The organism is Ruegeria pomeroyi DSS-3, from assembly GCF_000011965.2.
GTDB lineage: Bacteria > Pseudomonadota > Alphaproteobacteria > Rhodobacterales > Rhodobacteraceae > Ruegeria_B > Ruegeria_B pomeroyi.
This window is the reverse complement of sequence record NC_003911.12, coordinates 1,199,896-1,223,087: the sequence shown is the minus strand read 5'-3', so window position 1 is coordinate 1,223,087 and position 23,192 is coordinate 1,199,896. Positions and strand designations below refer to the sequence as shown.

Here is a 23,192-nt window from a genome sequence, read left to right as displayed (position 1 = left end):
CTAGACTTTTCCCCAACGTCACCCATTAATGCGCCGCATGGATTTGCACAGCGCGTTTCCCGGCATCATGGACCTGAAATGGCGCGCCCGGCGGCGCCTGCCCCGCTTTGTCTGGGAGTACCTGGACAGCGGCACCGGAGTCGAGGCCACCAAGGCCCGCAATCGTGCGTCGCTCGACCGGGTTGGCTTTCTGCCGTCGGTCCTGCATGGCCCGCTCGAGCACGATCTGACAACCACCCTGCTCGGCACAACCTACGCGCTGCCCTTCGGCGTCGCGCCGGTGGGCATGTCCGGCCTGATCTGGCCCGATGCCGAGGGCCATCTGGCCCGCGCCGCCGCCGCCGCCAACATTCCCTATTGCCTGTCCACCGTCGCGTCACAAAGCCCCGAGGATCTGGCCCCCCATATCGGGCCCCAGGCCTGGTTTCAGCTCTACCCGCCCAAGAACCCGGACATCCGCCGCGACCTGGTCGAGCGGGCCCGGCAGGCCGGGTTCAAGACCCTGGTGCTGACGGTGGATGTGCCCGTCGCCTCGCGGCGCGAGCGGCAGGTGCGCTCGGGCCTGACCCAGCCACCGACACTGACCCCGCGCCTGCTGGCACAGGTGGCGATGCGCCCGGCCTGGGCGATGGGCATGGCCCGCAGAGGCATGCCGCATATGCGCACGCTGGACAAATACAGCCAGGGCCTGACCAATCTGCCGCCCACCGCCCATATCGGCTATCTGCTGCGCACCTCGCCGACCGAGGATTACGTGGCCTGGCTTCGCGATGCCTGGCAGGGTCCGTTTGTCGTCAAAGGCGTCCTGCGCCCCGAGGATGGCGAACGGATGGAGCGTCTGGGCGTCGATGCGCTCTGGGTTTCGAACCATGCCGGGCGCCAGTTCGACGGCGCCCCGGGGGCCGCCGAGATGTTGCCTCATATCCGCGCCGCGACCCGGTTGCCGCTGATCTTTGACAGCGGGGTCGAGAGCGGGCTCGACATTCTGCGCGCACTGGCGCTGGGGGCGGATTTCGTGATGCTGGGCCGGGCCTTCCACTTCGGGCTGGCCGCGCTGGGCCCGCGCGGTGCCGCCCATGCCATCGACATCCTGCAAAAGGATATCGAATCGAACCTGGGCCAGTTGGGCGCCGCCCGCCTCACCGACCTGCCACCGACCCGCCCCCTGAGCATCGCACAGTGACCCCATTCGGACCGGGTCATATCGAAATGCGGCGGATGCGAGCGATAACATGCCGGTTCTACCCAGAACTACCAATATCACTGCGGCTATTGTCCGCGTAAATCCCACTGCCAACTAACCAATAACCGGGACCTGCCATGACCGATTTCAAGAAGATCCTGATTGCCAACCGTGGCGAGATCGCCATCCGCGTGATGCGCGCCGCCAACGAGATGGGCAAGAAGACGGTTGCCGTCTACGCCGAAGAGGACAAGCTGGGCCTGCACCGGTTCAAGGCCGACGAGGCCTATCGCATCGGCGAGGGCATGGGCCCGGTTGCTGCCTATCTGTCGATCCCCGAGATCATCCGGGTGGCCAAGGAATGTGGCGCCGACGCGATCCACCCGGGCTATGGCCTGCTGAGCGAGAACCCAGATTTCGTCGATGCCTGTGTCCAGAACGGCATCACCTTCATCGGACCGCGTGCCGAGACCATGCGCTCGCTGGGGGACAAGGCCAGCGCCCGCAAGGTGGCCATCGCCGCCGGTGTTCCGGTGATCCCGGCGACCGAGGTTCTGGGCGACGACATGGACGCGATCCGCAAGGAGGCCGCCGAGATCGGCTATCCGCTGATGCTCAAGGCCTCGTGGGGCGGTGGTGGACGCGGTATGCGCCCCATCCACAGCGAAAAGGAACTGGCCGAAAAGGTCATGGAGGGCCGGCGCGAGGCTGAAGCCGCATTCGGCAATGGCGAGGGTTATCTGGAAAAGATGATCATCCGCGCCCGCCATGTCGAGGTTCAGATCCTGGGCGACAAGCATGGCGAGATCTATCACCTGTGGGAGCGCGACTGCTCGGTCCAGCGCCGCAACCAGAAGGTGGTCGAACGCGCCCCGGCCCCCTATCTGAGCCAGGCCCAGCGCGAAGAGCTCTGCGATCTCGGCCGTCGCATCTGCGCCCATGTGAACTATGAATGCGCCGGTACCGTCGAATTCCTGATGGATATGGACAGCGGCAATTTCTACTTCATCGAGGTCAACCCGCGCGTGCAGGTCGAACATACGGTGACCGAAGAGGTGACCGGCATCGACATCGTGCAGGCCCAGATCCTGATCGCCGAGGGCAAGCCCCTGGCCGAGGCCACCGGCAAGGCCAGCCAGGGTGAGATCGCGCTGAACGGCCACGCGTTGCAGACCCGGATCACCACCGAGGATCCGCTCAACAACTTCATCCCCGACTATGGCCGCATCACCGCCTATCGCTCGGCCACCGGCATGGGCATCCGACTGGATGGCGGCACGGCTTATGCGGGCGGGGTGATCACGCGCTATTACGACTCGCTGCTGACCAAGGTCACCGCCTGGGCGCCGACGCCGGAAAAGGCCATCGCCCGGATGGACCGCGCCCTGCGCGAATTCCGCATCCGCGGGGTCAGCACCAATATCGCCTTTGTCGAGAACCTGCTGAAGCACCCGACCTTCCTGTCGAACGAATACACCACCAAGTTCATCGACACGACACCGGATCTGTTCCAGTTCAAGAAGCGGCGCGACCGGGGCACCAAGGTGCTGACCTATATCGCCGACATCACGGTGAATGGGCATCCCGAAACCCGGGACCGCCCGATGCCCGCCGCCGAAGCCCGCATGCCGAAGCCGCCCGCCAAGCGCGGCGAGCCGCGCATGGGCACCCGCAACTTGCTGGAGCAGAAGGGCCCGCAGGCGGTGGCCGACTGGATGAAGGCGCAGCGCCAGCTGCTGATCACCGACACAACCATGCGCGATGGTCACCAGTCGCTGCTGGCGACCCGGATGCGCTCGATCGACATGATCCGGGTGGCGCCCGCCTATGCCGCCAACCTGCCGCAGCTGTTCAGCGTCGAATGCTGGGGCGGCGCGACTTTTGATGTGGCCTATCGCTTCCTCCAGGAATGCCCGTGGCAGCGCCTGCGCGACCTGCGCGAGGCGATGCCCAACCTGATGACCCAGATGCTGCTGCGCGGCGCCAACGGGGTGGGCTATACCAACTATCCCGACAACGTGGTGCGCGAATTCGTGCGCCAGGCCGCCAAGGGCATCGACGTGTTCCGCGTGTTCGACAGCCTGAACTGGGTCGAGAACATGCGCGTCGCCATGGATGCCGTGGTCGAGCAGAACAAGATCTGCGAGGGCACGATCTGTTATACCGGCGATATCCTGAACCCCGAACGCGCCAAGTATGACCTGAAATACTATGTTGCGATGGGCAAGCAGCTGCGTGACGCGGGCGCCCATGTGCTGGGGCTCAAGGATATGGCGGGCCTGTTGAAACCCGCCGCCGCACGGGTGCTGATCCGCGCGCTCAAGGAAGAGGTGGGCCTGCCCATCCATTTCCACACCCATGACACCGCCGGTATCGCCAGCGCCACCATCCTCGCCGCCTCTGAGGCAGGTGTGGATGCGGTCGACTGCGCGATGGACAGTTTCTCGGGCAATACCAGCCAGGCAACGCTGGGCACCGTGGTCGAGGCGCTGCGCCATACCGACCGCGACACCGGGCTGGACGTCAAGGCGATCCGCGAGATCAGCGATTACTTCGAAGCGGTGCGCGCGCAATACGCGGCCTTTGAAAGCGGGCTTCAGGCTCCGGCCTCCGAGGTCTATCTGCACGAGATGCCCGGCGGCCAGTTCACCAACCTCAAGGCGCAGGCGCGCTCGATGGGGTTGGAGGACCGCTGGCACGAAGTGGCGCAGATGTATGCCGACGTGAACCAGATGTTCGGCGATATCGTCAAGGTGACCCCCAGCTCCAAGGTGGTGGGCGACATGGCGCTGATGATGGTCAGCCAGGGCCTGACCCGCGCCCAGGTCGAGGACCCGAAGAGTGACGTGGCCTTCCCCGACTCGGTCGTCGACATGATGCGCGGCAACCTGGGCCAGCCGCCGGGCGGCTTCCCCACCGTGATCCTGTCCAAGGTGCTGAAGGGCGAGGCGCCCAATACCGAGCGCCCCGGCGCGCATCTGCCGCCCGTCGATCTGGAAGAGGTGCGGTCCAAAGTCTCGGCCGAGCTGGAGGGCAAGGAGGTCGATGACGAGGACCTGAACGGATACCTGATGTATCCCAAGGTGTTCATGGATTACATGGGCCGGCACCGTCAGTACGGACCCGTCCGCACCCTGCCCACCCGCACCTTCTTTTACGGGATGGAACCGGGCGAAGAGATCACCGCCGAGATCGACCCCGGCAAGACGCTGGAAATCCGCTGCCAGGCCATCGGCGAGACCGACGAAAATGGCGAGGTCAAGGTGTTCTTTGAACTCAACGGTCAGCCCCGGGTGATCCGGGTGCCGAACCGGCTGGTGAAGTCCACCACCATGCAGCGCCCCAAGGCCGAGCCGGGCAATGCCAACCACCTGGGCGCGCCGATGCCCGGCGTGGTGGCCACGGTCGCGGTACAGGCCGGGCAACAGGTCAAGGCGGGCGATCTGCTGCTGACCATCGAGGCGATGAAGATGGAAACCGGCATCCACGCCGAGCGGGGCGCCACCGTCAAATCGGTGCATGTCCAGCCCGGCGGCCAGATCGACGCCAAGGACCTGCTGGTCGAGCTGGAATAAGCAAAAAAACCGACCATCAGAGACAGGCCGCGCCCCACCCGGGGCGCGGCTTTTTTCATGTCCGCACGATCCGACGAGGCCCCCCGAAAACCGGGTGAAGAATTTTCCGCCCGGCCCTCATTTTCCTCTTGCAGGCCCCGGCAGTAGTTTATATCTCCCTCCTCACTCAAACGGGGCGGGCGTAGCTCAGGGGTAGAGCATTACCTTGCCAAGGTAAGGGTCGTGAGTTCGAATCTCATCGCCCGCTCCAGATTGAGACCTCAGGCCGGATGGCCAAACGGATGCGGGCGTAGCTCAGGGGTAGAGCATTACCTTGCCAAGGTAAGGGTCGTGAGTTCGAATCTCATCGCCCGCTCCAGAATTCTCCAGATCGGTCTTTTGCTTTTCGGAGCGGTCCCCGGCGAGAAGGTCGGGCCGGATCAGCCCATTTCTTCCTGACACTCGATCGCGGCCTCAAGCGCGGCCATGCTGCCGGTCAGGTCGATCGACATCACCTCGCCGCTTTCGTTGTACAGCGTCATCGTGTACTTGGCCGCGATGTCATAGAGGAAGTCGGGATTGTCAAAGAGGATATCGGCCCCCGGCACACCTTCGAGATACATCCCCCGCGCCTCGGCCTCGTATTCCGCACCATCAAGCGCGAACAGGACCGGATACCATTCCCCCTCGACGATATCGCCCCAGGCCTCGTTGAAGGCGGTCACATATCCCGCCCCCTCCACCCGGTCGAACCCGATGCGCACGACCGAGCCGTCGGTGAATGTGGACTGGATCAGGCAACCGTTACCCAGCGTCGGGTCGATCAGCACGTCCCAGTAATCCGAGGACCCCCAAGGTTCTAGCGACTGGCTCAGAACCGGCCCGGCGAGTGTCGCCCCCAGGGCCAACGCGATTGCGGCAAGTTTCATGATCTGGACCTTCCCCCTGTTATCCGGTTCCAGCATGGGCTGCCCTTCCGACTGTTTTCAATGTTTTTCAACGCCATGGCTGCAAACACCGATATCGCTGCCCCAAACCCGTGCACGATTTCCCTTGCAGGGCGAGCCGGGTCTGACTATTGAGCGCGATACGGAGTGCGGGCGTAGCTCAGGGGTAGAGCATTACCTTGCCAAGGTAAGGGTCGTGAGTTCGAATCTCATCGCCCGCTCCAGATACTCGGACAGGCCGCCCCATGGGCGGCCTTTCGCGTTCCGGCGGACCTTTGCGTCGCACCCTTATTTTGATCAAAAAATTTTGACGCGGACCGCGATCTGCGGCAATGCTTGGCGCAACTGACTCGCCGCCCCATGCGGCAAACCGGAGGTATCTGGCCATGGCCCCTGTGATCTATCCCACCACCAACCTTACCGCCACCGAACAGCTGGTGCTGGATCGCGGCAAGGGTATCTATGTCTATGACACCGACGGCAACGAATACATCGAAGGTCTGGCGGGCCTGTGGTGCACCTCGCTGGGCTATGACAATGCCGAGGTGATCGGCGCGATCACCGACCAGCTGAACCGCCTGCCCTTTACCCATACCTTTGGCGGCAAGACCCATGAGCCGATCATGAAGCTTGCCGAAAAGCTCAAGGCGATGGTGCCGGTCGAAGATGCCTATTTCTTCTTCGGCAACTCGGGCTCGGATGCCAACGACACTCATTACAAGATGCTGCGCTATTACTTCAACGCCATCGGCAAGCCGGAAAAGCGCAAGATCATCACCCGCGAGCGTGGCTATCACGGGGTGACCGTGGCCGCAGGCTCTCTGACCTCGCTGCCCGCGAACCTGGCCCATTTCGATGCGCCGGTCGAGGCGCTGCACATCCTGCGCTCGGACGCGCCGCATTACTATACCGGGCGGCAGGGCAACGAGACCGAGGCGCAGTTCGTCGACCGCATCCTCGACAATCTGGAACAGCAAATCCTGGCCGAGGGCGCCGATACCATCGCGGCGATGATCGTCGAGCCGATCACCGGCGCCTCGGGCGTGATCGTGCCGCCCGAGGGCTATTACGAAAAGCTCCAGACGCTGCTGCGCAAGCATGACATCCTGGTCTGGGCGGACGAGGTGATCTGTGGCTTTGGCCGCACCGGCGCCGATTTCGGGTGCACCACGATGGGGATCAAGCCCGACCTGATGACCTTTGCCAAGCAGCTCAGCTCGGCCTATTTCCCGATCTCGGCCTCGGTCATCCCGGGCTGGATGTATGAAAAGATGATCGCGCCTTCGGCGGCGGTCGGCGTGTTCGGCCATGGCTATACCTATTCCGGGCATCCGGTGGCCTGTGCCGCGGCGCTGAAAACGCTGGAAATCTACGAGCGTGACGACCTGTTCGGCCATGCCGCCGAGGTGGGCGCCCATATGCAGGAACAGCTGCGCGCCATCTTCACCGATCACCCGCTGGTGGGCGAAGTGCGCGGCAAAGGACTGATCGCGGCGCTGGAGCTGGTGTCGAACAAGACCACCGGTGCGACCATCGAAAAAGGTGCAGGCGGCGCCACCGTGCAGCGGCTGGCACAGGAGAACGGTCTTCTGATCCGTGCGGTTGCCGGCAATTCGGCCGCGCTCTGCCCGCCGCTGATCATCACCAAGGAAGAGGTCGACGAGATGCTGCGCCGCCTCAAGACCGCCGTTGATGGCGCCTATGCCGAATTGAAGGACAAGGGGCTGCTGGCCGCCTGACCCTTCGACCATTGGCGCATGGACAGACCGCGCGTGCCGGGCCAAGCTGAGGCATGGCGCGCGGATCTGACCACCCGGCACCCGGGTATCCCGGACGCGCCGCCCTTGCGGCGGCGCTTCTTTGTGCGGGCCTTTTGCCGGTGCCCGCACTCGGCGAGGCCGATTGCACCCAAGACGCGATGATCGTGTTCGATGCCTCCGGCTCGATGGCCGAGATGGGGTATAACGGCCTCGACCGGCCGCGCATCCTGGACGCGCGCGAGGCGCTGCATGACGCCCTGCCCCGGATAGCCGCGCTGCGCCGACTGGGTCTGGTCACCTATGGTGCCGCCATGGACGGGGACGCGGACGGCGATCTGTGCAAGCGCGTCTCGATGCCATTCACACCCAGCCCCAACGCGGCCGGTCAAATCCTGAACCTGATCGACGCGATCGAACCCGATGGCAACACCGCGCTGACCGATGCCGTCAACCTTGCCGCCCGCGTGTTTGACCAGCCCCCCCGCCCCGGCGTCATCGTGCTGGTCACCGATGGCGACGAGACCTGCGGCGGCGCGCCTTGCGCGCTGGCCGCCGATCTGGCCCGCGACACGCCGGGCCTGACCGTGCATGTGATCGGCTTTCGCGTGCGCTCGCAGTTCTTTGGCTGGGAGGGGGGCGATGGCAACCCCACCGTGCCCGAAACAATCAGCCCGGCCGAATGCCTGGCCCAGGCCACTGGCGGCGAGTATGTCTCGACCGAAACTGTCGAAGAGTTGATCCGCGCCCTGAACCAGACGCTGGGCTGTCCGCTGTACGGCGCGCTGGCGCCGCTCAGAACGCCTTGAAGGTCATCGTGGTCAGCGAGCGTTCGATATTGGGGATCACCAGCAGGTGGTCGTTGATATATTTGCCCACATCCGCGCCCGCCGGGATGTAGAGCTTCATCAACAGGTCGTATTCGCCGCTGGTGGAATAGAGCTCGGAATGAATCTCGCGCAGCGCGATATCCTCGGCCACCTTGTAGGTGCTGCCGGGCTTGCAGCGGATCTGGATGAATACGCAGGTGGTCATGCCGCCTCTCTGATGCTGGTTCGGCCAAAGGCTGACACGCGCCGCCACCGGGTGCAATCCCCTGTTTTCGCGCAACAGATCGCGGCGCCCGTGTCGCGGCACTCTGGCATTTGCGCGCGCCTCGTGCCAAAAGCCAGCCGAGATCAGAAGGAACCCGCCCATGCGCCGTGCCAGCATCAGCCGCCAGACCGCCGAGACCGAGATCTCGGTCGATATCAATCTCGACGGGACCGGAGCCTATGACAACCAGACCGGTGTCGGCTTCTTCGACCATATGCTGGACCAGCTGGCGCGCCATTCGCTGATCGACATGACGATCAGCGCCAAGGGCGACTATCACATCGACGATCACCACACGGTCGAGGATACCGGCATCGCGCTGGGCCAGGCGCTGAGCGCCGCGCTCGGCGACAAGCGGGGCATCCGCCGCTATGGCGAATGCCACCTGCCGATGGATGACGCGCAGGTGCGCTGCGCGCTCGACCTGTCGGGGCGGCCCTTCCTGGTGTGGAACGTGGACCTGCCGACAGCCAAGATCGGCACGTTCGACACCGAGCTGGTGCGCGAGTTCTTTCAGGCCTTCAGCACCCATGGCGGCATCACCCTGCATGTCGACCAACTGCACGGGCTGAACAGCCACCACATCGCCGAGGCCGCGTTCAAGGCGGTGGCCCGTGCCCTGCGTCAGGCGGTCGAATCCGACCCGCGCAAGGGCGACGCCATCCCCTCGACCAAGGGCACGCTCTGATGCTCACCGCCATCATCGATTACGAATCGGGCAACCTGCACTCGGCCGAAAAGGCGTTTCAGCGCATGGCGCGCGAGACCGGCGCGGGCGAGGTGGTGGTGACCTCGGATGCCGATCTGGTGGCCCGGGCCGACCGGCTGGTGCTGCCGGGTGACGGCGCCTTTCCCGCCTGCGCCGCCGAGTTGCGTGGGCACAAGGGCCTATATGACGCGATGGTCGAGGCGGTGGAGCAGAAGGGTCGCCCTTTTCTGGGCATCTGCGTCGGCATGCAACTCATGGCCACCACCGGTCACGAGTATGAAGAGACCCCCGGTCTGGGCTGGGTCGCAGGCGACGTGGTTCGGATCACGCCTGAGAACGCGGCGCTGAAAGTGCCGCATATGGGCTGGAACGATCTGGTGATCGAGGCGGCGCATCCGATCTTTGACGGGATCGCCGGGGGCGATCACGTCTATTTCGTGCATTCCTATCACTTCCGGGTGACAAACCCCACTGAGCGGCTGGCCCATGTGGACTATGGCGGGCCGGTCACTGCGGTGGTCGGGCGCGACACCATGGTTGGACTGCAGTTCCACCCCGAGAAAAGCCAGGCCATCGGCCTGCGCATGATCGGCAATTTCCTGACCTGGACCCCCTAAAAGGGGGGCCGTTTTCCGGCACGGAAAACGGGTCGGAAAACAGATGTTTTCCGGGCCGGAGTTCTTGCAGAACTCCGGCGTCCCGGCCTCACCCGGCGCGCAACGACATCGGCGCCACCCCATGGGCGCGGCGGAAGGCGCGGGCAAAGGCCTCGGGCGAGCCATAGGCATAGCGCCGCGCCACCCGGTCGACCCGGTCGCCGCGACCGAGATCCTGCGCGGCAAGGATCAGCCGCCAGCGCCTGAGATAGCCCATCGGCGTCTCGCCCACCTGCGCGGCGAAAAGCTCGGCAAAGCGCGACAGCGACAGCCCCGCCTCGGCCGCCAGATCACCATTGCTCCAGACCCGGCCCGGATGGTCATGGATCGCCACGATTGCCCGGCTGAGACGTGGATCGGCGAGCCCGGCCAACAGGCCCGGGCGGGTCGCCCCCTGCGCGATCTGGTCCCGCAACAGACGCACCATCAGCACCTCGCCCAGCCGGTTGACCACCGATTGCGCGCCGCAGCGCCGTGCCGCCACCTCGACCCGGATCAGCTCGACCACCGCGCGCGCCTCGGGATCCGCGCTCAGATCGAAGCGCACCACTTCGGGCAGCGCGGCCAGAAACGGGTTGCTCTCTCCCGACCAGCTGACCCGCGCCGCAAACAGCGGATCGCCCGCCCGCCCCGTGCCCGCAGGATAGAACAGCAATTCACCCGGCGTCCCGTCCGCACCAGCCAGGGCCAACAGATTGGCGTCCTCGGGCGCGGCAGCCTCGACCCTCAGCTGGAACCGCTCCATCAATGCTGTCAGCCTGTCCATACGAGTATCGGAGCCTCTATCAGGAAATTCGGATTTCCCGAACACTAAACCCTGCGACAAGGCGGAGCAACTCACATCCCAAGGAGATCTTCGATGCTGATGCCCCGCCAGACCACCCCGCCCCTGTCGCTGCCGCTGGTGGGCGGTGGCAGGTTCGATCTATCCGCCGAAACCTCGACACGCTGGACGCTGATCTGTTTCTATCGCGGCCTGCATTGCCCGATCTGCGCCACCTATCTGAAAGAGCTGGAAAAGCGGGTGGCGGATTTCGCCGAACGCGGCGTGGCCTGCGTGGCCGTCAGCTCGGACAGCGAAGAGCGGGCGCAGGCGATGGCGGAGAAGGTCGGGGGCGGCACCTTGCGCTTTGCCTATGACCTGCCCCTGGCCGAGGCACGCGACTGGGGGCTTTATATCTCGACCTCGCGTGGCAAGACCTCGATCGGGATCGAGGAGCCGGCGCTGTTTTCGGAACCGGGCCTGTTCCTGGTCACGCCCGAACGGACGCTCTATTACGGCGCGGTGCAGACCATGCCCTTTGTGCGTCCGCATTTCTCGGAACTGGTGGCGGCGCTGGATTTTGCCATCCCCAACAACTATCCCGCGCGCGGCGAATATACCGGCGCGGTCTGAGCGCAAACCGGCGGCAGGGGCCAGCGCCCCTGCCCCATCTGGGTCAGTTGACGCGCTTCCAGGCCTGGCCGCGGCAGATCAGGCCACCGGCGACACAACCCTTGACCGTCAGCGTGTTGCCGGCCAGCGACATTTTCGAGCCATAGGTCTTGCCCGAATCCGGGGCCCAGATCTGGCCCCCGGAATAGGAACCGTCGCCACCGGGCTGCATGTCCCACAACATGCGCTTGCCGGCGTGTTCATAGTCGTTCTGCTTGGCACCGTTCTTGTCATAGGCGGCCTTGATGGTGCCGCAGACCTGTGCCCCGCAGGGTGCGATGGCCACATGCAGGTAACCGCCGGTATCGCCCGGCTCGGTCTGCCAGGTGCCCGCGGCGGGATCGGCCATCGCCATGCCGGCCAGAGCCAGGGTCGCACCTGCGGCCAGAATCAATCTCTTCATTCGATATCCTCCCAGTTTTGCGCCACTGTGACGCGGGCCGCGCATTTTGGGCAAGCCTGACCTTGGGTCGCGTTGCGCAGCAGGGCGCAACATGCGATATCGCGCCCGACTGTCAGCAGAAAGCCGCCCAACATGATCCTCTACCCCGCAATCGACCTCAAGGACGGCCAGGCCGTGCGTCTTGTCCATGGCGAGATGGACCAGGCCACCGTGTTCAACGACAACCCCGCCGCGCAGGCGCTGGAGTTTGTCGCGGCGGGTTGCGAGTGGCTGCATCTGGTGGACCTGAACGGCGCCTTTGCCGGAGAGCCGGTCAATGCTGCCCCGGTCGAGGCGATCCTGGAGCAATGCAAGGTGCCCGCGCAGCTGGGCGGTGGCATCCGCGACATGGCCACGATCGAGCGCTGGCTGGACAAGGGGCTGGCCCGGGTCATCCTGGGCACCGTGGCGGTCGAGAACCCCGATCTGGTGCGCGAGGCGGCGCGCGCCTTTCCCGGCAAGGTCGCGGTGGGCATCGACGCCCGCAATGGCCGCGTCGCCACCAAGGGCTGGGCCGAAGAGACAGATGTGATGGTCACCGATCTGGCCAAATCCTTCGAGGATGCGGGGGTGGCGGCGATCATCTATACCGACATTCTGCGCGACGGCGCCATGAAGGGGCCCAATATCAAGGCGACCGCCGATCTGGCCCGTGCCGTGTCGATCCCGGTCATCGCCTCGGGCGGGGTCTCCTCGCTGGAGGATCTGATCGCGCTGCGCGACTGCGGAGCTTCGCTGAACGGAGCGATCTCGGGTCGGGCGCTGTATGACGGGGCGCTGGACCTGAAACAGGCACTAGCCGCGCTCAAGGGCTGAGGACTGCGACACCGCGCCCGGTTCCGATGCCGGGCGCTTTGCTATGTGATCCGGGCAGACCGCAAGGGTACCGCCCATGATCCGCACCTACCCTATTGTCGAAAAGACCCCGTTGCCTGCGACCGCGCAGCTGTGGCAGGCAGTGCAGCCCGGTGATTTCATCGACGGCTATGCAGTAGCAAGCCAGATATCACCCCGCGCGGCGGCCGAGATCGGGCTGTCCCTGCCCGGCTGGGCCAATGCTCTCCTGCGTCTGCGCAACTGGATCGTGCGGCCCCTCGGCCTCAAGACAGATGTTTCCGACAGCGGCGACAAGGCGATCTTTCCTGTGACTTACGAGGGTGCCGACGAGCTGATCCTGGGCGCCGATGACAGCCACCTGAACTTTCGCATCTCGCTGGTGCAACAGGCCGGGCGGCTGCACATGGCGACCTGGGTGCACCGCAACAACCTGCTAGGGCGGGTCTATCTGGCGGTGGTGATGCCGTTCCACATCCTGATCGTGCGCGGGGCCATGCGCCGCATCGCCCGGCACGGCGGCGCGATTGCATCCGCGCCGGGGGCACAGTAAAGACGGGCGACCCCGGCAACCCGCGAGGCCGCCATGCTGAAGACCCGCATCATCCCCTGTCTCGACGTTGCTGATGGCCGCGTGGTCAAGGGCGTGAATTTCGTTGGCCTGCGCGATGCGGGCGACCCGGTGGATGCCGCCCGCGCCTATGACGCGGCGGGCGCGGACGAGATCTGTTTCCTCGACATCCACGCCACCCATGAAAACCGGGGCACCATGTTCGACGTGGTCAGCCGCACCGCTGAGCAGTGTTTCGTGCCGCTCACCGTGGGGGGCGGCGTGCGCACGCATGCCGATGTGCGCGCCCTGCTGCTGGCAGGCGCCGACAAGGTCAGTTTCAACTCGGCCGCAGTGGCCAATCCGGATGTCATCGCCGAGGCCGCCGACCGGTTCGGCAGCCAATGCATCGTCTGCGCCATCGACGCCAAAACGGTGGAGCCCGGCCGCTGGGAGATCTTCACCCATGGCGGGCGCAAGCCGACCGGGATCGACGCGGTAGAGTTCGCCCGCCTGGTCACCGCCAAGGGCGCCGGTGAGATCCTGCTGACCTCGATGGATCGCGACGGCACCAAATCCGGTTTCAACCTGCCGCTGACCCGCGCCATCGCCGATGCGGTCGACGTGCCGGTGATCGCCTCGGGCGGCGTCGGCACGCTCGACCATCTGGTCGAGGGCGTGACCGAGGGGCATGCCAGCGCGGTACTCGCCGCCTCGATCTTTCACTTCGGTGAATACACCATCCGCGAGGCCAAGGAACACATGGCCGCCGCCGGCATCCCGATGAGGCTGACATGAGCATCCTGCACGACCTTGCCGCCACCATCGAGGCCCGCAAGGGCGCCGATCCCGACAGCAGCTGGACCGCCAAGCTGCTGGCCAAGGGCCCCGAGAAATGCGCCGAGAAATTCGGCGAAGAGGCGATCGAGGCGATCATCGAAGCGGTGAAGGGCGACAGGGCCAAGCTCGTGTCCGAAGGGGCGGATGTGCTCTATCACTTCCTCGTCATGCTGGCCGCCCGTGATGTGGCGCTGGACGATGTGCTGGCCGAACTGGCCCACCGCCAGGGCCAGAGCGGCATCGCCGAAAAGGCCGCGCGGCCCAAAGGTTGACCCCCCGGCGCTGAGCGGTACGATCCAGGCAACCGAACCGACGACCAACCGAGGCATCCCATGACCACATTCCGGGCCCTGCTCGCCATATTGGCGGTGCTGCTCATCACGGCCTGCACGGATACGCAGTCTGTCAGCCAGAAGGACGTGAACGCACTGGCGCAGCAATTGCGCGCGTTGGGTCCTGATGTCGACCCCGCCGAGGCGCAGCGCGCCGCCGAAATCTCCTACAGCTACGGTCGGCAACTGGCGCGCGACTATAACGTCACCAGCAGCCCTATCGTGCATAACGCCAAGGTTCTCAACGGGTTCCGCGAACGTGGACTGTGCGTGCACTATGCCCAGGACATGCAGAAACGCCTCAATCAAGAGAATTTCCGCACCCTGGTTGTGCATCGCGCCATTGCCGAGCCCGACAGCATCTGGCGGATCGACCACAGCACCGCCATTCTCAGCCGCCGGGGCGATGACATGTTCGACGGGGTCGTCCTGGATCCGTGGCGCTATGGAGGAGAGCTGTTCTGGTCCCTCACCCGCGAGGATACGCGCTATAACTGGCGCCCGCAGCGCGAGGTGCTGGAGAAGAAGGCCGCCGAGAAACTGGCGCGCCAGCCCTCTTAAAGCTTGGACGAGATGATGCCGGTGGCGAAACCGCCCATGCGCAATTCGCCAAACAGCCGCTGATATTCGATCTTGGGGCAGCGGTTCTGGATCACGTCCACCCCGCGTGCCTCGGCCCGCGCTGCCGCCTCGGCATGTTCGATCCCGATCTGCATCCAGATCGTCTTGAGGCCGGGAAAAGCCTCCAGCGCTTCCTCGACAATGGGCGGCACCGCTTCGGAGCGGCGGAAGATATCGACCATATCGACCGGTTCGCTGATCTCGGACAGGCCCGCGCGCACCGTTTCGCCAAACAGGCGCTGGCCGGCATGGCCCGGATTGACCGGAATCACCCGGTACCCTTTCAGCGCCAGATAACGGGCCACGTAATAGCTGGGGCGCACCGGGTTCATCGACACGCCAACCACGGCGATCACCTTGGTGCGCTTTAGAATCCGTTTCAGATGATCGTCGGAATAGTCAAACATGGCCAAACCCTAAACCACCCCGGGACAAGAAAAAAGCGCCCAAGTCATGCTTGGGCGCCAGGTACGGAACGAGGGACAGTGAAATGACGCACGGCAGTTCCAGTCCGCGGTCATTGTGACATTTAGGCACTCATATTCAGAAAAAAAGAGGGCGCTGGCGAATTTGTGATGACAGGATTTCGCATGCCCTGGGCGAACCCGCTACCGGTCCAGCACCGAGGGCCAGTTGCGGCGCGCCCCGGCGATATTGCCGGCGATGTCCTCGGCCCAGAGCCGGGCAACCTCGGGCGAATGAATGAGAAACAGCTCTCCATCGACGATCCGCCAGGCGGTCGGGTCGGTATCGGTGGTATAGCCGCGCGCAACCGCATAGGCGCAATAGCCGCCGAATTGCGGCGCAAAGGCGCGCGGATTGGCCTCGAACGCGGCACGATTCTCGTGGCTGGCGAAATGCCAGACCGCCCCTTTCCACATCACCGCGATTGCGGGCGCGCCCTGAACCGGGGCACCTTGGGTGAAATAGGCCACCGTGTCATAGCCGCGAATGGCGGCCCCGTCATCGGCATAGAACACGGGGGTTTCGGCCCAAAGTGGCAAAGCACTGGCGGTCAGGGCACCGGCCAGGCCGGAAAGAAGGGTACGTCTGTTCAGCATCGTCACGCGGTCAGGTTAGGTCACGACCTAAAATGCCCCTCTCAGGACGATAACGAAAGAGACCTGACGCTTATGTGATCGCCCCGTGTGCCCGGATCAGTCAAAGATATCCTCGACCTTGTCCCAGACCTCTTCCAGGGCGCGCGAAAACAGACCTTTGCGCTTCTTCCGCTTCTTGGGCTTCTTCTCGGGCTTTTCCGCCTGCCTTGGCGCGGGCCGCTCAGCAGCAGCTGCAACCGCAGCTGCTGCGGGCTCGGGCACCGCTGTGGGACGGGGCGCCTGTGCGGCGGAGTCGACCTGCTGAATGGGCGCGCCGCAGGCCTCGCAGGCCAGCATGCCCGAGCGATCCGCCGCCAGCGTCGCGCGGGCACCGCAGTAACAGCAGGTGACAAGTCTGGGCATGGGTTCAGGTCCGGTTAATGCGCCTTGGATGCATATAGGGCGATTGCCGCCGCATTCGAGACGTTGAGCGAGCCGAAACCGCCGGCTGCGTCGATCTTGACCAATTTGTCCACCGTTTCCTTGGTCTTTTGGCGCAGCCCCGGCCCCTCGGCCCCCAGCACCAGCGCCACCGGACGGTCGGTTTGCCCGGCCAGCGCGGCCTCGATGGTCTCGCTGGCCTCGCCATCCAGCCCCAGCACCAGATAGCCCATGCCCTGCAACTCGGTGATGGCATCGGCCAGGTTGCGCATCCGCAGATAGGGCTGGCGTTCCAGCGCGCCGCTGGCGGTCTTGGCCAGGGCACCGGTCTCGGGCGCCGAATGGTGGCGGGTGCCAATCACCGCGCTGGCGCCCAGCACCTCGGCCGAGCGCAGGATGGCCCCGACATTATGCGGGTCGGTCACCCGGTCGAGCAGAATCACCCGCGGATTTTCCGCGCCGATCGCAACCTCGGCCAGACTGCCCCAGTTGAGCGGCTTGACCTCAAGCGCCGCGCCCTGATGGACCGAGCCGGGGTCGATCGGCGCGCTGAAGCGGCGGGCGTCGGCCAGTTCCGGCTCGATCCCCGCCGCGTCGATGGCTTCGGCCAGCTTTTCCCGCGCGTTCAGGGTCACGATCAGGCGCAATTTCTCGCGTTTCGGGTTCATCAGCGCATCGCGTACGGCGTGCAGGCCAAACAGCCAGACCGTCTCGGCAGCGGACGCTTTTTTGGCCTGTTCCTTCTCGACCACCCATTTCGGTTTCTTCATGTTCAGCGCCCTCCGGGCCCGGTAAAAGTTTCCTGCGCCAAAGCGGATTTTTCCTGTTGACGCTCCATTGGGACGCTAGTAATCACGCCTCCACGTCAGGCGCAACGCCTGACAGTGGGCGACAGGCCGCAAGGTGTGGCAGGGGACTGTAACTCCCTCGCGGAGACGCACGCCTGGTTCGATTCCAGGGTCGCCCACCACTTCTTTCTCTGAAAACAAGTGGTTACCGCCCTGCGCTTGAGGTCATGCATCTCTGAGCTGAAGGTCAGTTGCGCGGGCAGACGCAGCCTTTTGCACGTTCGATCCTGAATGGCCGCTTTTCAGAAGATTTGGTCTGAAACCGGCGCCCCAGAGTGGTCGCGATGCAAAGCCAAGGCCGCTCCATGGAATGCCCGGTTCCTGGGTTTCGACGGGTCCGGGCTGCGTTTGATCTGAAATGGCTATTGCAGGCCAAGGACGATGTTCAGCTTGTTCAGTCGGACGTGGGGAGGCGCAGACTTTCCACGCGCTGTCGGAGAGCTGTCGTGCCGCTTTGAGCGAGACCCGAAACCCCGTTTGTTTTGCTAAACTCACCGCCTCTGCTCACTTTACGCTAGGGTATCGGACGGCATTGTCGGCCCTGGCTTGGCCCGAAAGCAGCCGGGCCGCATTGAATTTTACTGTCTTGCGATGGGTTTTCCGCGCCCTGGTCAGGCGACGTGGCTGGGTGCCGTTTCCGCTGGATGCCGATCCGACGATCACGCCCCAATCAAGGACACGCCAGCCGGCTGGCCAAGCGAAACCAAAGGAGAGCCGCGGAAACGGTCCGGGACCATGCCGCGGCAGGCAAAACCCTCGGGTGGCCTGATCCAAGCAGAACCGTTTCTCGCGTGTTTTCCGCGTGTTCAAACGAATCCGTCGCTTGGCCTCTCTCGGGATCACTCACCCCCGCTTTCGAACGCGATCCTCATTGGACAAGCCCGACATCAAATACCGCGCGCACCGGACAGCATCAGGACCCCGCTCCCCATGACGCGGCATTCGTCCCGGAACGTTTCCACAAGATGGCAAACACATTGCGAATGTGTGTCACTCAATTGTACATGTATTGCATGACAAATTGGCTGCCCGATCCCTCCGCTCTCGCCTCTCCTTTGCATTCCAGCCTTGCCCTTGCCATTGCAAAGGCAATCTCGGAAGGAAAACTGCCGAAGGGCACGCAGTTGCCGACCCACCGCAAACTCGCCGAGGAACTGGGGTTGAGCGTTCACACGGTCAGCAAGGCTTATGAAAGCCTGCGGCGACAGCGATTGATCGACGGCCAGGTTGGACGCGGCAGCTATGTCCTGGACCTGAACACTCCGGATGACCAGCCGTTTCAGCTCAGCTCTGAACGCGGGCGCAATTTCGATCTGTCGATTTCACGGCCAGCCTTCTCGCAGCGTCATGCGGAACTGTTTCAACAGGTCCTGGCGGACCTGCCCCAGGGGCTGGACCCCAGCTATTATCTGGCTTGCCGCCCGAATGTGGGGCATGACGCCCACCGGGCAGCCGGCGAGACATGGCTGCGCATTTGCGGGCTGGATGTCCCGTCCGAACGCATCATCATGACCAATGGCGTCAGCCACGGCATGTCCGCCGCACTGTCGGCGCTTGCGCGGCCCGGCGACACGGTCGTGTCGAGCCGGATTACACATCATCTTCTGGTTTCCGGCTGTTCCTATCTGGGGCTCAATCTTGTCGGAATTGACTTCGACCAGGACGGGATGCTGCCGGATGCCCTGGACAGGCACTGTTCCGAGAACAACGCCAAGGTCCTGTTCCTGCTGCCTTCTTTGGCCAATACAACGGTCGAGATGATACCGGAGGAGCGCCGCCAGGCACTGGTGCAGGTCGCCCGCAAGCACAACCTGTACATTATCGAAAACGACGCGTTCGGCCCGGTCGCAGAAGACCGGCCCGTTCCGGTTGCGGCCCTGGCGCCAGAGCGGACGATTTACCTCACGACTTTTACAAAATGCACCGTTTCCGGTTTGCGGGCGGGTTATATGGCGGCCCCGGAACATCTGCTGCCGGCGCTGACGGGGCGGATTGTCGTCTTCGGCTGGATGGCGACACCGCTGATGTGTGAAATTGCCACCCGCTGGGTGCTGGACGGCACCGCGCTGGAACTGGCGCTCTGGCAGCGGCGCGCCTTGGCGGAGCGATACGAAATCGCGTCGCAAGCCCTGCAAGGCCACCAATGGCGGGGGCACCCGTCGGCGCTGCACCTCTGGTTGCCGCTCGAGTCCGGCTGGACCACGTCCAGTTTCGTGGCCTATGCCCGTCAGTTGAAAGTCGCGGTTGCACCAGACGCCCCCTTTCTGACCCCCAAGACACCGCCGCCGAATGCTGTCCGCATCTCGCTGGGCAGCGTTCAGGATCTGAGCCGTTTCAAACAGGCGATGGAACTGGTCGGCGGCATGCTGAGCCGTCCGCCAGAGGGAGTTGCCCCCCTCGCCTTCTAACATTGTCGCGCGACAATAAAAAAATTGACATGCAGTACAATTCCCAACAAGTCTGGCCCGGCGGTGCGCAGGCACCCATGACATTTGGGAGGAAACCATGGCTCAATCCATCACTTTCACCTTTGGGGCCGTCGCTGCCGCGGGGATAGCACTGGCTGCCGGAACGGCGGCCCAGGCGGACACTTGGCGGTATGCTTTCGAAGAGGCGATGACCGACGTGCAGGGCGTCTATGCCCAGAAATTCAAAGAGGAAATCGAGGCCAATTCGGATCACGAAATCCAGCTGTTCCCCTATGGCACCCTGGGCGAATCCGCCGATATCATGGAGCAGACGCAGGACGGCATTTTGCAGTTCGTCGACCAGTCGCCGGGCTTTACCGGCTCGCTGATTCCCGAGGCGCAGGTGTTCTTTGTCCCATACCTGCTGCCCACCGATCAGGATCACCTGGCGCGCTTTTTCAAGGAGAGCAAGGCCATCAACGACATGTTCAAGCCGCTCTATGCCGATCAGGGGCTGGAGCTGCTGAACATGTTCCCCGAAGGCGAAGTGGCAATGACCACCAAGACTCCGGTCACCACCTGTTCGGATCTGGACGAGGTCAAGTTCCGGGTGATGACCAATCCGCTGCTGGTGGAAAGCTACAAGGCCTTTGGTGCGACACCGACGCCGCTGCCCTGGGGCGAGGTTTATGGCGGGTTGCAGACCAATGTGATCCAGGGACAGGAGAACCCGACCTTCTTCCTCTATTCGACCAAGATCTATGAGGTCACCGACTATATCACCTATGCCGGCCACAACAATTTCACCACAGCGGTGATGGCCAACAAGGACTTCTATGACGGGCTGAGCGCCGAGGATCAGCAACTGGTGCAAAATGCGGCGCTGGCGGCCTATGACCACACGGTGGTCTATCAACAACAGGCGGCGGACACCGAACTGGCTAAGATCATGGAGGCCAAGCCCGAGATGCAGGTGACGGTGCTGACCGACGAACAGCGCAGCTGCTTCAAGGAGGCCGCGGCCGAGGTCGAGGCCAAGTTCATCGAAATGACCGGCGACAGCGGCGCTGCGATCCTGAAACAGATGAAGGCCGATCTGGCGGCCACCGCCAACTGAGCCCTGCCCTGAACTCAGTGCTGAGCGGGTGCCGCCCGCTCAGCGATCTGCAGACCTTGGGAGGACGGAATGCAGCAGACACATGAATCCGCGCTGCCCGGCTTTCTGGGCATGCTCGACAGCGCCATCAGCCGCATCGAGTCGTTCCTGCTGGCAATGGGCGTGCTGCTGATGGCCGCCAATACCGTCGCCAATGTGGTGGGACGGTTCGTTCTGGGCAACTCCATCTTCTTCTCAGAAGAGCTCAACCGGATCCTGATCATTCTGATCACCTTTGCCGGCATCAGCTATGCCGCGCGCAACGCCCGGCACATCCGGATGTCGGCGGTCTATGATCTGCTGCCTGCGCGCCTGCGCAAGGGGATGATGGTGGTGATTTCCGTGGTCACCGCCGCGTTCATGTTCCTGCTGTGCTACTACGCCGCGAAATACATCGGTTCTCAGGCTTCGCGCGGGCGTGTGCTGCCAGCGCTGCAGATTCCGGTCTGGGTGATCCTGATCTGGGTGCCGGCGGGCTTTTTCATGACCGGAGCCCAGTACCTGCTGACCGCGGTGCGCAATCTGACCTCTTCCGGCATCTACCTCTCGACCCATGTGCAGGAAGGGTACGAGGACGCGGAAGAAATCGAAATCTGAGGACGGACCCATGGCTGCAACCATTTTCCTGACCATGATTGTCCTGCTTCTGCTGGGCTTTCCGATGATGATCCCGCTGATTGCGGGCGCGTTCATCGGCTTTCTGATGCTGTTCGGCGATCTGGCAAGGACCGAGACCATGGTACAGCAGATGCTGGCGGGGATCCGGCCCGCCTCGTTGATCGCGGTGCCGATGTTCATCTTTGCCGCAGACATCATGACCCGCGGCCAGTCGGCCGGGCGGCTGATCAATGTGGTGATGGCCTATGTCGGCCATATCCGCGGCGGGCTTGCGATTTCGACGGCGGCGGCCTGCACCATGTTCGGGGCGGTCTCGGGCTCGACTCAGGCCACGGTCGTGGCCATCGGCTCGCCCCTGCGGCCGCGTATGCTGAAGGCAGGCTACAAGGACAGCTTTGTGCTGGCCCTGATCGTCAATGCCAGCGACATCGCCTTTCTGATCCCGCCCTCGATCGGCATGATCATCTACGGGGTGGTCTCGAGCACCTCGATTGCCGAGCTGTTCATCGCGGGGATCGGCCCCGGCCTGCTGATCCTGGTGCTGTTTTCGGCCTATGCCTATATCTATGCGGTGCGCAACGACGTGCCGACGGAACCCAGGGCAAGCTGGGCCGAGCGTGCAAGAACCATGCGGCAGGCGCTGTGGCCGATGGGGTTTCCGGTGATCATCATCGGTGGCATCTATGGTGGCGTCTTCAGCCCGACCGAGGCGGCGGCGGCCTGTGTCCTGTACGCGCTGGTGCTGGAGGTCCTTGTGTTCCGCTCGATGTCGCTGGCCGATGTCTATGACACGGCCAAGTCCACCGGGCTGATCACCGCGATCGTCTTCATCCTGGTGGGGGCCGGTGCGGCGTTTTCCTGGGTGATCTCGTTTGCGCAGGTACCCCAGCAGATCCTGGGGGCCATCGGCATTGCCGAGATGGGCCCCATCGGGGTGCTGTTCGTGATCTCCATCGCGTTTTTCATCGGCTGCATGTTTGTCGATCCCATCGTGGTGATCCTGGTGCTGGTGCCGGTCTTTGCGCCCGTGGTGAAATCGGTGGGGCTGGACCCGGTGCTGGTCGGCACCATCATCACCCTGCAGGTTGCCATCGGATCGGCCACACCGCCTTTTGGCTGCGATATCTTTACCGCAATCGCCGTCTTCAAACGCCCCTATGCCGAGGTGGTGCGCGGAACACCCCCGTTCATCCTGATGCTGCTGGGGGTGTCGGTGGCACTGATCTTCTTCCCGCAGATTGCGCTGTTCCTGCGCGATCTGGCCTTTTCCAAGTAAGGAGGCAGAGCGATGTTCGCATCCATCCTGGTGCCCTTCGACGGCTCGCACGGGGCAGAGGCCGCACTGGCCAAGGCCGCCGCGCTCGCCTGTCTTTGCGGCGCGGAACTGACCCTGCTGACCGTCTATCGCCATCACTCGCCGCTCGAGGCCTCCATGCATGTGGTGCGCCCGGACGAGCCTGCCGATCTGGATGACATCATGCGCACCCATGCCAGAGAGGTCGCCGAGCACGGCAAGGCACGGGCCGCCGCATACGGAGTTCCCGCGCCCCGCGCCTTTGTCAAAGGCGGGCCGGTCGCGCGCACGATCGCGGGCTTTGCCAAGGAACATGGTCACGACCTGACCGTGATCGGCAGCCGTGGCCTTGGCTCTTTCGAAAGGGCGCTGCTGGGCAGCGTCTCTCACAAGGTGACAAGCCTGTCTGAAACGCCTGTACTTGTTGTTTAG

The 23,192-nt window shown here is 63.9% G+C and carries 25 protein-coding genes and 4 tRNA genes; 21 read left to right on the top strand and 8 right to left on the bottom strand.

The window, feature by feature from the left end; all coding sequences use genetic code 11:
- The first annotated feature begins 28 nt into the window (after positions 1–28).
- The 4 genes from SPO_RS05940 to SPO_RS05925 all read left to right on the top strand — a co-directional run bounded on the left by SPO_RS05940 (position 29) and on the right by SPO_RS05925 (position 5,116).
- Positions 29–1,183, top strand: coding sequence for an alpha-hydroxy acid oxidase (locus SPO_RS05940; RefSeq protein WP_044028004.1), 1,155 nt, complete (start codon positions 29–31; stop codon positions 1,181–1,183).
- Between the two features lie 137 nt (positions 1,184–1,320).
- On the top strand, positions 1,321–4,758 hold the full coding sequence (locus tag SPO_RS05935) for a pyruvate carboxylase (RefSeq protein WP_011046914.1): 3,438 nt from the start codon (positions 1,321–1,323) through the stop codon (positions 4,756–4,758).
- Between the two features lie 175 nt (positions 4,759–4,933).
- Positions 4,934–5,008: transfer RNA gene (locus tag SPO_RS05930), tRNA-Gly, on the top strand.
- Positions 5,009–5,041: 33 nt separating this feature from the next.
- Positions 5,042–5,116, top strand: a tRNA-Gly gene (locus SPO_RS05925).
- A gap of 61 nt (positions 5,117–5,177) precedes the next feature.
- Here the strand turns inward: SPO_RS05925 and SPO_RS05920 are convergent.
- On the bottom strand, positions 5,178–5,666 hold the full coding sequence (locus SPO_RS05920) for a hypothetical protein (protein ID WP_044029073.1): 489 nt from the start codon (positions 5,664–5,666) through the stop codon (positions 5,178–5,180).
- A 167-nt stretch (positions 5,667–5,833) separates the two neighbouring features.
- Here SPO_RS05920 and SPO_RS05915 point away from each other — a divergent pair.
- From SPO_RS05915 to SPO_RS05905, 3 genes are all read left to right on the top strand, one after another.
- Positions 5,834–5,908 (top strand) — tRNA-Gly (locus tag SPO_RS05915).
- A 162-nt stretch (positions 5,909–6,070) separates the two neighbouring features.
- Complete coding sequence (locus SPO_RS05910) at positions 6,071–7,423, top strand: aminotransferase (protein WP_011046912.1); 1,353 nt, start codon at positions 6,071–6,073, stop codon at positions 7,421–7,423.
- A gap of 53 nt (positions 7,424–7,476) precedes the next feature.
- Positions 7,477–8,250, top strand: a complete 774-nt coding sequence (locus SPO_RS05905) for a vWA domain-containing protein (RefSeq protein WP_011046911.1) — start codon at positions 7,477–7,479, stop codon at positions 8,248–8,250.
- Here SPO_RS05905 and SPO_RS05900 read toward each other — a convergent pair.
- Complete coding sequence (locus tag SPO_RS05900; protein WP_044029069.1) at positions 8,237–8,476, bottom strand: Lrp/AsnC ligand binding domain-containing protein; 240 nt, start codon at positions 8,474–8,476, stop codon at positions 8,237–8,239. The two genes, SPO_RS05905 and SPO_RS05900, sit on opposite strands and share 14 nt — an antisense overlap.
- A 160-nt stretch (positions 8,477–8,636) precedes the next feature.
- Between SPO_RS05900 and hisB the strand changes: the two genes are divergently transcribed.
- Both hisB and hisH read left to right on the top strand, forming a co-directional pair.
- Entirely contained in the window at positions 8,637–9,224 is a 588-nt protein-coding gene (gene hisB / locus SPO_RS05895; protein ID WP_011046909.1) for an imidazoleglycerol-phosphate dehydratase HisB, read from the top strand.
- Positions 9,224–9,862 (top strand): imidazole glycerol phosphate synthase subunit HisH, encoded by a 639-nt coding sequence (gene hisH / locus SPO_RS05890; protein ID WP_011046908.1) that lies wholly within the window; start codon positions 9,224–9,226, stop codon positions 9,860–9,862. The genes hisB and hisH overlap by 1 nt, the downstream gene beginning before the upstream one ends.
- An 88-nt stretch (positions 9,863–9,950) precedes the next feature.
- Here the strand turns inward: hisH and SPO_RS05885 are convergent, their stop codons facing one another.
- Positions 9,951–10,667, bottom strand: a complete 717-nt coding sequence (locus SPO_RS05885; protein WP_044028003.1) for a helix-turn-helix transcriptional regulator — start codon at positions 10,665–10,667, stop codon at positions 9,951–9,953.
- Between the two features lie 93 nt (positions 10,668–10,760).
- Here SPO_RS05885 and SPO_RS05880 point away from each other — a divergent pair, with 93 nt between their 5' ends.
- Complete coding sequence (locus SPO_RS05880; RefSeq protein ID WP_011046906.1) at positions 10,761–11,297, top strand: peroxiredoxin-like family protein; 537 nt, start codon at positions 10,761–10,763, stop codon at positions 11,295–11,297.
- A 43-nt stretch (positions 11,298–11,340) separates the two neighbouring features.
- On the opposite strand, the gene SPO_RS05875 is transcribed toward SPO_RS05880, so the two are convergent.
- Positions 11,341–11,739 carry a DUF2147 domain-containing protein gene (locus SPO_RS05875; RefSeq protein WP_011046905.1) on the bottom strand — a complete coding sequence of 133 codons (399 nt, stop codon included), beginning with the start codon at positions 11,737–11,739 and terminating at the stop codon, positions 11,341–11,343.
- Positions 11,740–11,871: 132 nt separating this feature from the next.
- On the opposite strand from SPO_RS05875, the gene hisA reads away from it, so the two are divergent.
- The 5 genes from hisA to SPO_RS05850 all read left to right on the top strand — a co-directional run bounded on the left by hisA (position 11,872) and on the right by SPO_RS05850 (position 14,895).
- Positions 11,872–12,594: a 1-(5-phosphoribosyl)-5-[(5-phosphoribosylamino)methylideneamino]imidazole-4-carboxamide isomerase gene (hisA, locus tag SPO_RS05870; protein WP_011046904.1), complete on the top strand. Its 723-nt coding sequence runs from the start codon at positions 11,872–11,874 to the stop codon at positions 12,592–12,594.
- 76 nt (positions 12,595–12,670) lie between these two features.
- Positions 12,671–13,165, top strand: coding sequence for a DUF2867 domain-containing protein (locus SPO_RS05865; RefSeq protein ID WP_011046903.1), 495 nt, complete (start codon positions 12,671–12,673; stop codon positions 13,163–13,165).
- 33 nt (positions 13,166–13,198) lie between these two features.
- Complete coding sequence (gene hisF / locus SPO_RS05860) at positions 13,199–13,960, top strand: imidazole glycerol phosphate synthase subunit HisF (protein ID WP_011046902.1); 762 nt, start codon at positions 13,199–13,201, stop codon at positions 13,958–13,960.
- Positions 13,957–14,274 (top strand): phosphoribosyl-ATP diphosphatase, encoded by a 318-nt coding sequence (locus tag SPO_RS05855; protein ID WP_011046901.1) that lies wholly within the window; start codon positions 13,957–13,959, stop codon positions 14,272–14,274. Before hisF ends, SPO_RS05855 begins: the two co-directional genes overlap by 4 nt.
- Positions 14,275–14,334: 60 nt before the next feature.
- Positions 14,335–14,895, top strand: coding sequence for a hypothetical protein (locus SPO_RS05850; protein WP_011046900.1), 561 nt, complete (start codon positions 14,335–14,337; stop codon positions 14,893–14,895).
- On the opposite strand, the gene SPO_RS05845 is transcribed toward SPO_RS05850, so the two are convergent.
- The 4 genes from SPO_RS05845 to rlmB all read right to left on the bottom strand — a co-directional run bounded on the left by SPO_RS05845 (position 14,892) and on the right by rlmB (position 17,206).
- Positions 14,892–15,362 (bottom strand): CoA-binding protein, encoded by a 471-nt coding sequence (locus SPO_RS05845; RefSeq protein ID WP_044028002.1) that lies wholly within the window; start codon positions 15,360–15,362, stop codon positions 14,892–14,894. The two genes, SPO_RS05850 and SPO_RS05845, sit on opposite strands and share 4 nt — an antisense overlap.
- 201 nt (positions 15,363–15,563) lie before the next feature.
- Positions 15,564–16,016, bottom strand: coding sequence for a YHS domain-containing (seleno)protein (locus SPO_RS05840; protein WP_044028001.1), 453 nt, complete (start codon positions 16,014–16,016; stop codon positions 15,564–15,566).
- Positions 16,017–16,112: 96 nt separating this feature from the next.
- Positions 16,113–16,418 carry a hypothetical protein gene (locus SPO_RS05835; RefSeq protein ID WP_011046897.1) on the bottom strand — a complete coding sequence of 102 codons (306 nt, stop codon included), beginning with the start codon at positions 16,416–16,418 and terminating at the stop codon, positions 16,113–16,115.
- Between the two features lie 14 nt (positions 16,419–16,432).
- Positions 16,433–17,206 carry a 23S rRNA (guanosine(2251)-2'-O)-methyltransferase RlmB gene (gene rlmB, locus SPO_RS05830; protein WP_011046896.1) on the bottom strand — a complete coding sequence of 258 codons (774 nt, stop codon included), beginning with the start codon at positions 17,204–17,206 and terminating at the stop codon, positions 16,433–16,435.
- Between the two features lie 116 nt (positions 17,207–17,322).
- On the opposite strand from rlmB, the gene SPO_RS23045 reads away from it, so the two are divergent.
- The 6 genes from SPO_RS23045 (at position 17,323) to SPO_RS05805 (ending at position 23,192) form a co-directional block, all read left to right on the top strand.
- Positions 17,323–17,406 (top strand) — tRNA-Tyr (locus SPO_RS23045).
- 891 nt (positions 17,407–18,297) lie between these two features.
- On the top strand, positions 18,298–19,692 hold the full coding sequence (locus SPO_RS05825; protein WP_011046895.1) for a PLP-dependent aminotransferase family protein: 1,395 nt from the start codon (positions 18,298–18,300) through the stop codon (positions 19,690–19,692).
- A 97-nt stretch (positions 19,693–19,789) separates the two neighbouring features.
- Complete coding sequence (gene dctP, locus SPO_RS05820; protein WP_011046894.1) at positions 19,790–20,809, top strand: TRAP transporter substrate-binding protein DctP; 1,020 nt, start codon at positions 19,790–19,792, stop codon at positions 20,807–20,809.
- 69 nt (positions 20,810–20,878) lie between these two features.
- The gene (locus SPO_RS05815; protein ID WP_011046893.1) at positions 20,879–21,445 is read left to right on the top strand and encodes a TRAP transporter small permease; all 567 of its coding nucleotides are present in this window, start codon (positions 20,879–20,881) and stop codon (positions 21,443–21,445) included.
- Between the two features lie 10 nt (positions 21,446–21,455).
- Positions 21,456–22,742 carry a TRAP transporter large permease gene (locus SPO_RS05810; protein WP_011046892.1) on the top strand — a complete coding sequence of 429 codons (1,287 nt, stop codon included), beginning with the start codon at positions 21,456–21,458 and terminating at the stop codon, positions 22,740–22,742.
- Positions 22,743–22,754: 12 nt separating this feature from the next.
- Complete coding sequence (locus SPO_RS05805; protein ID WP_011046891.1) at positions 22,755–23,192, top strand: universal stress protein; 438 nt, start codon at positions 22,755–22,757, stop codon at positions 23,190–23,192.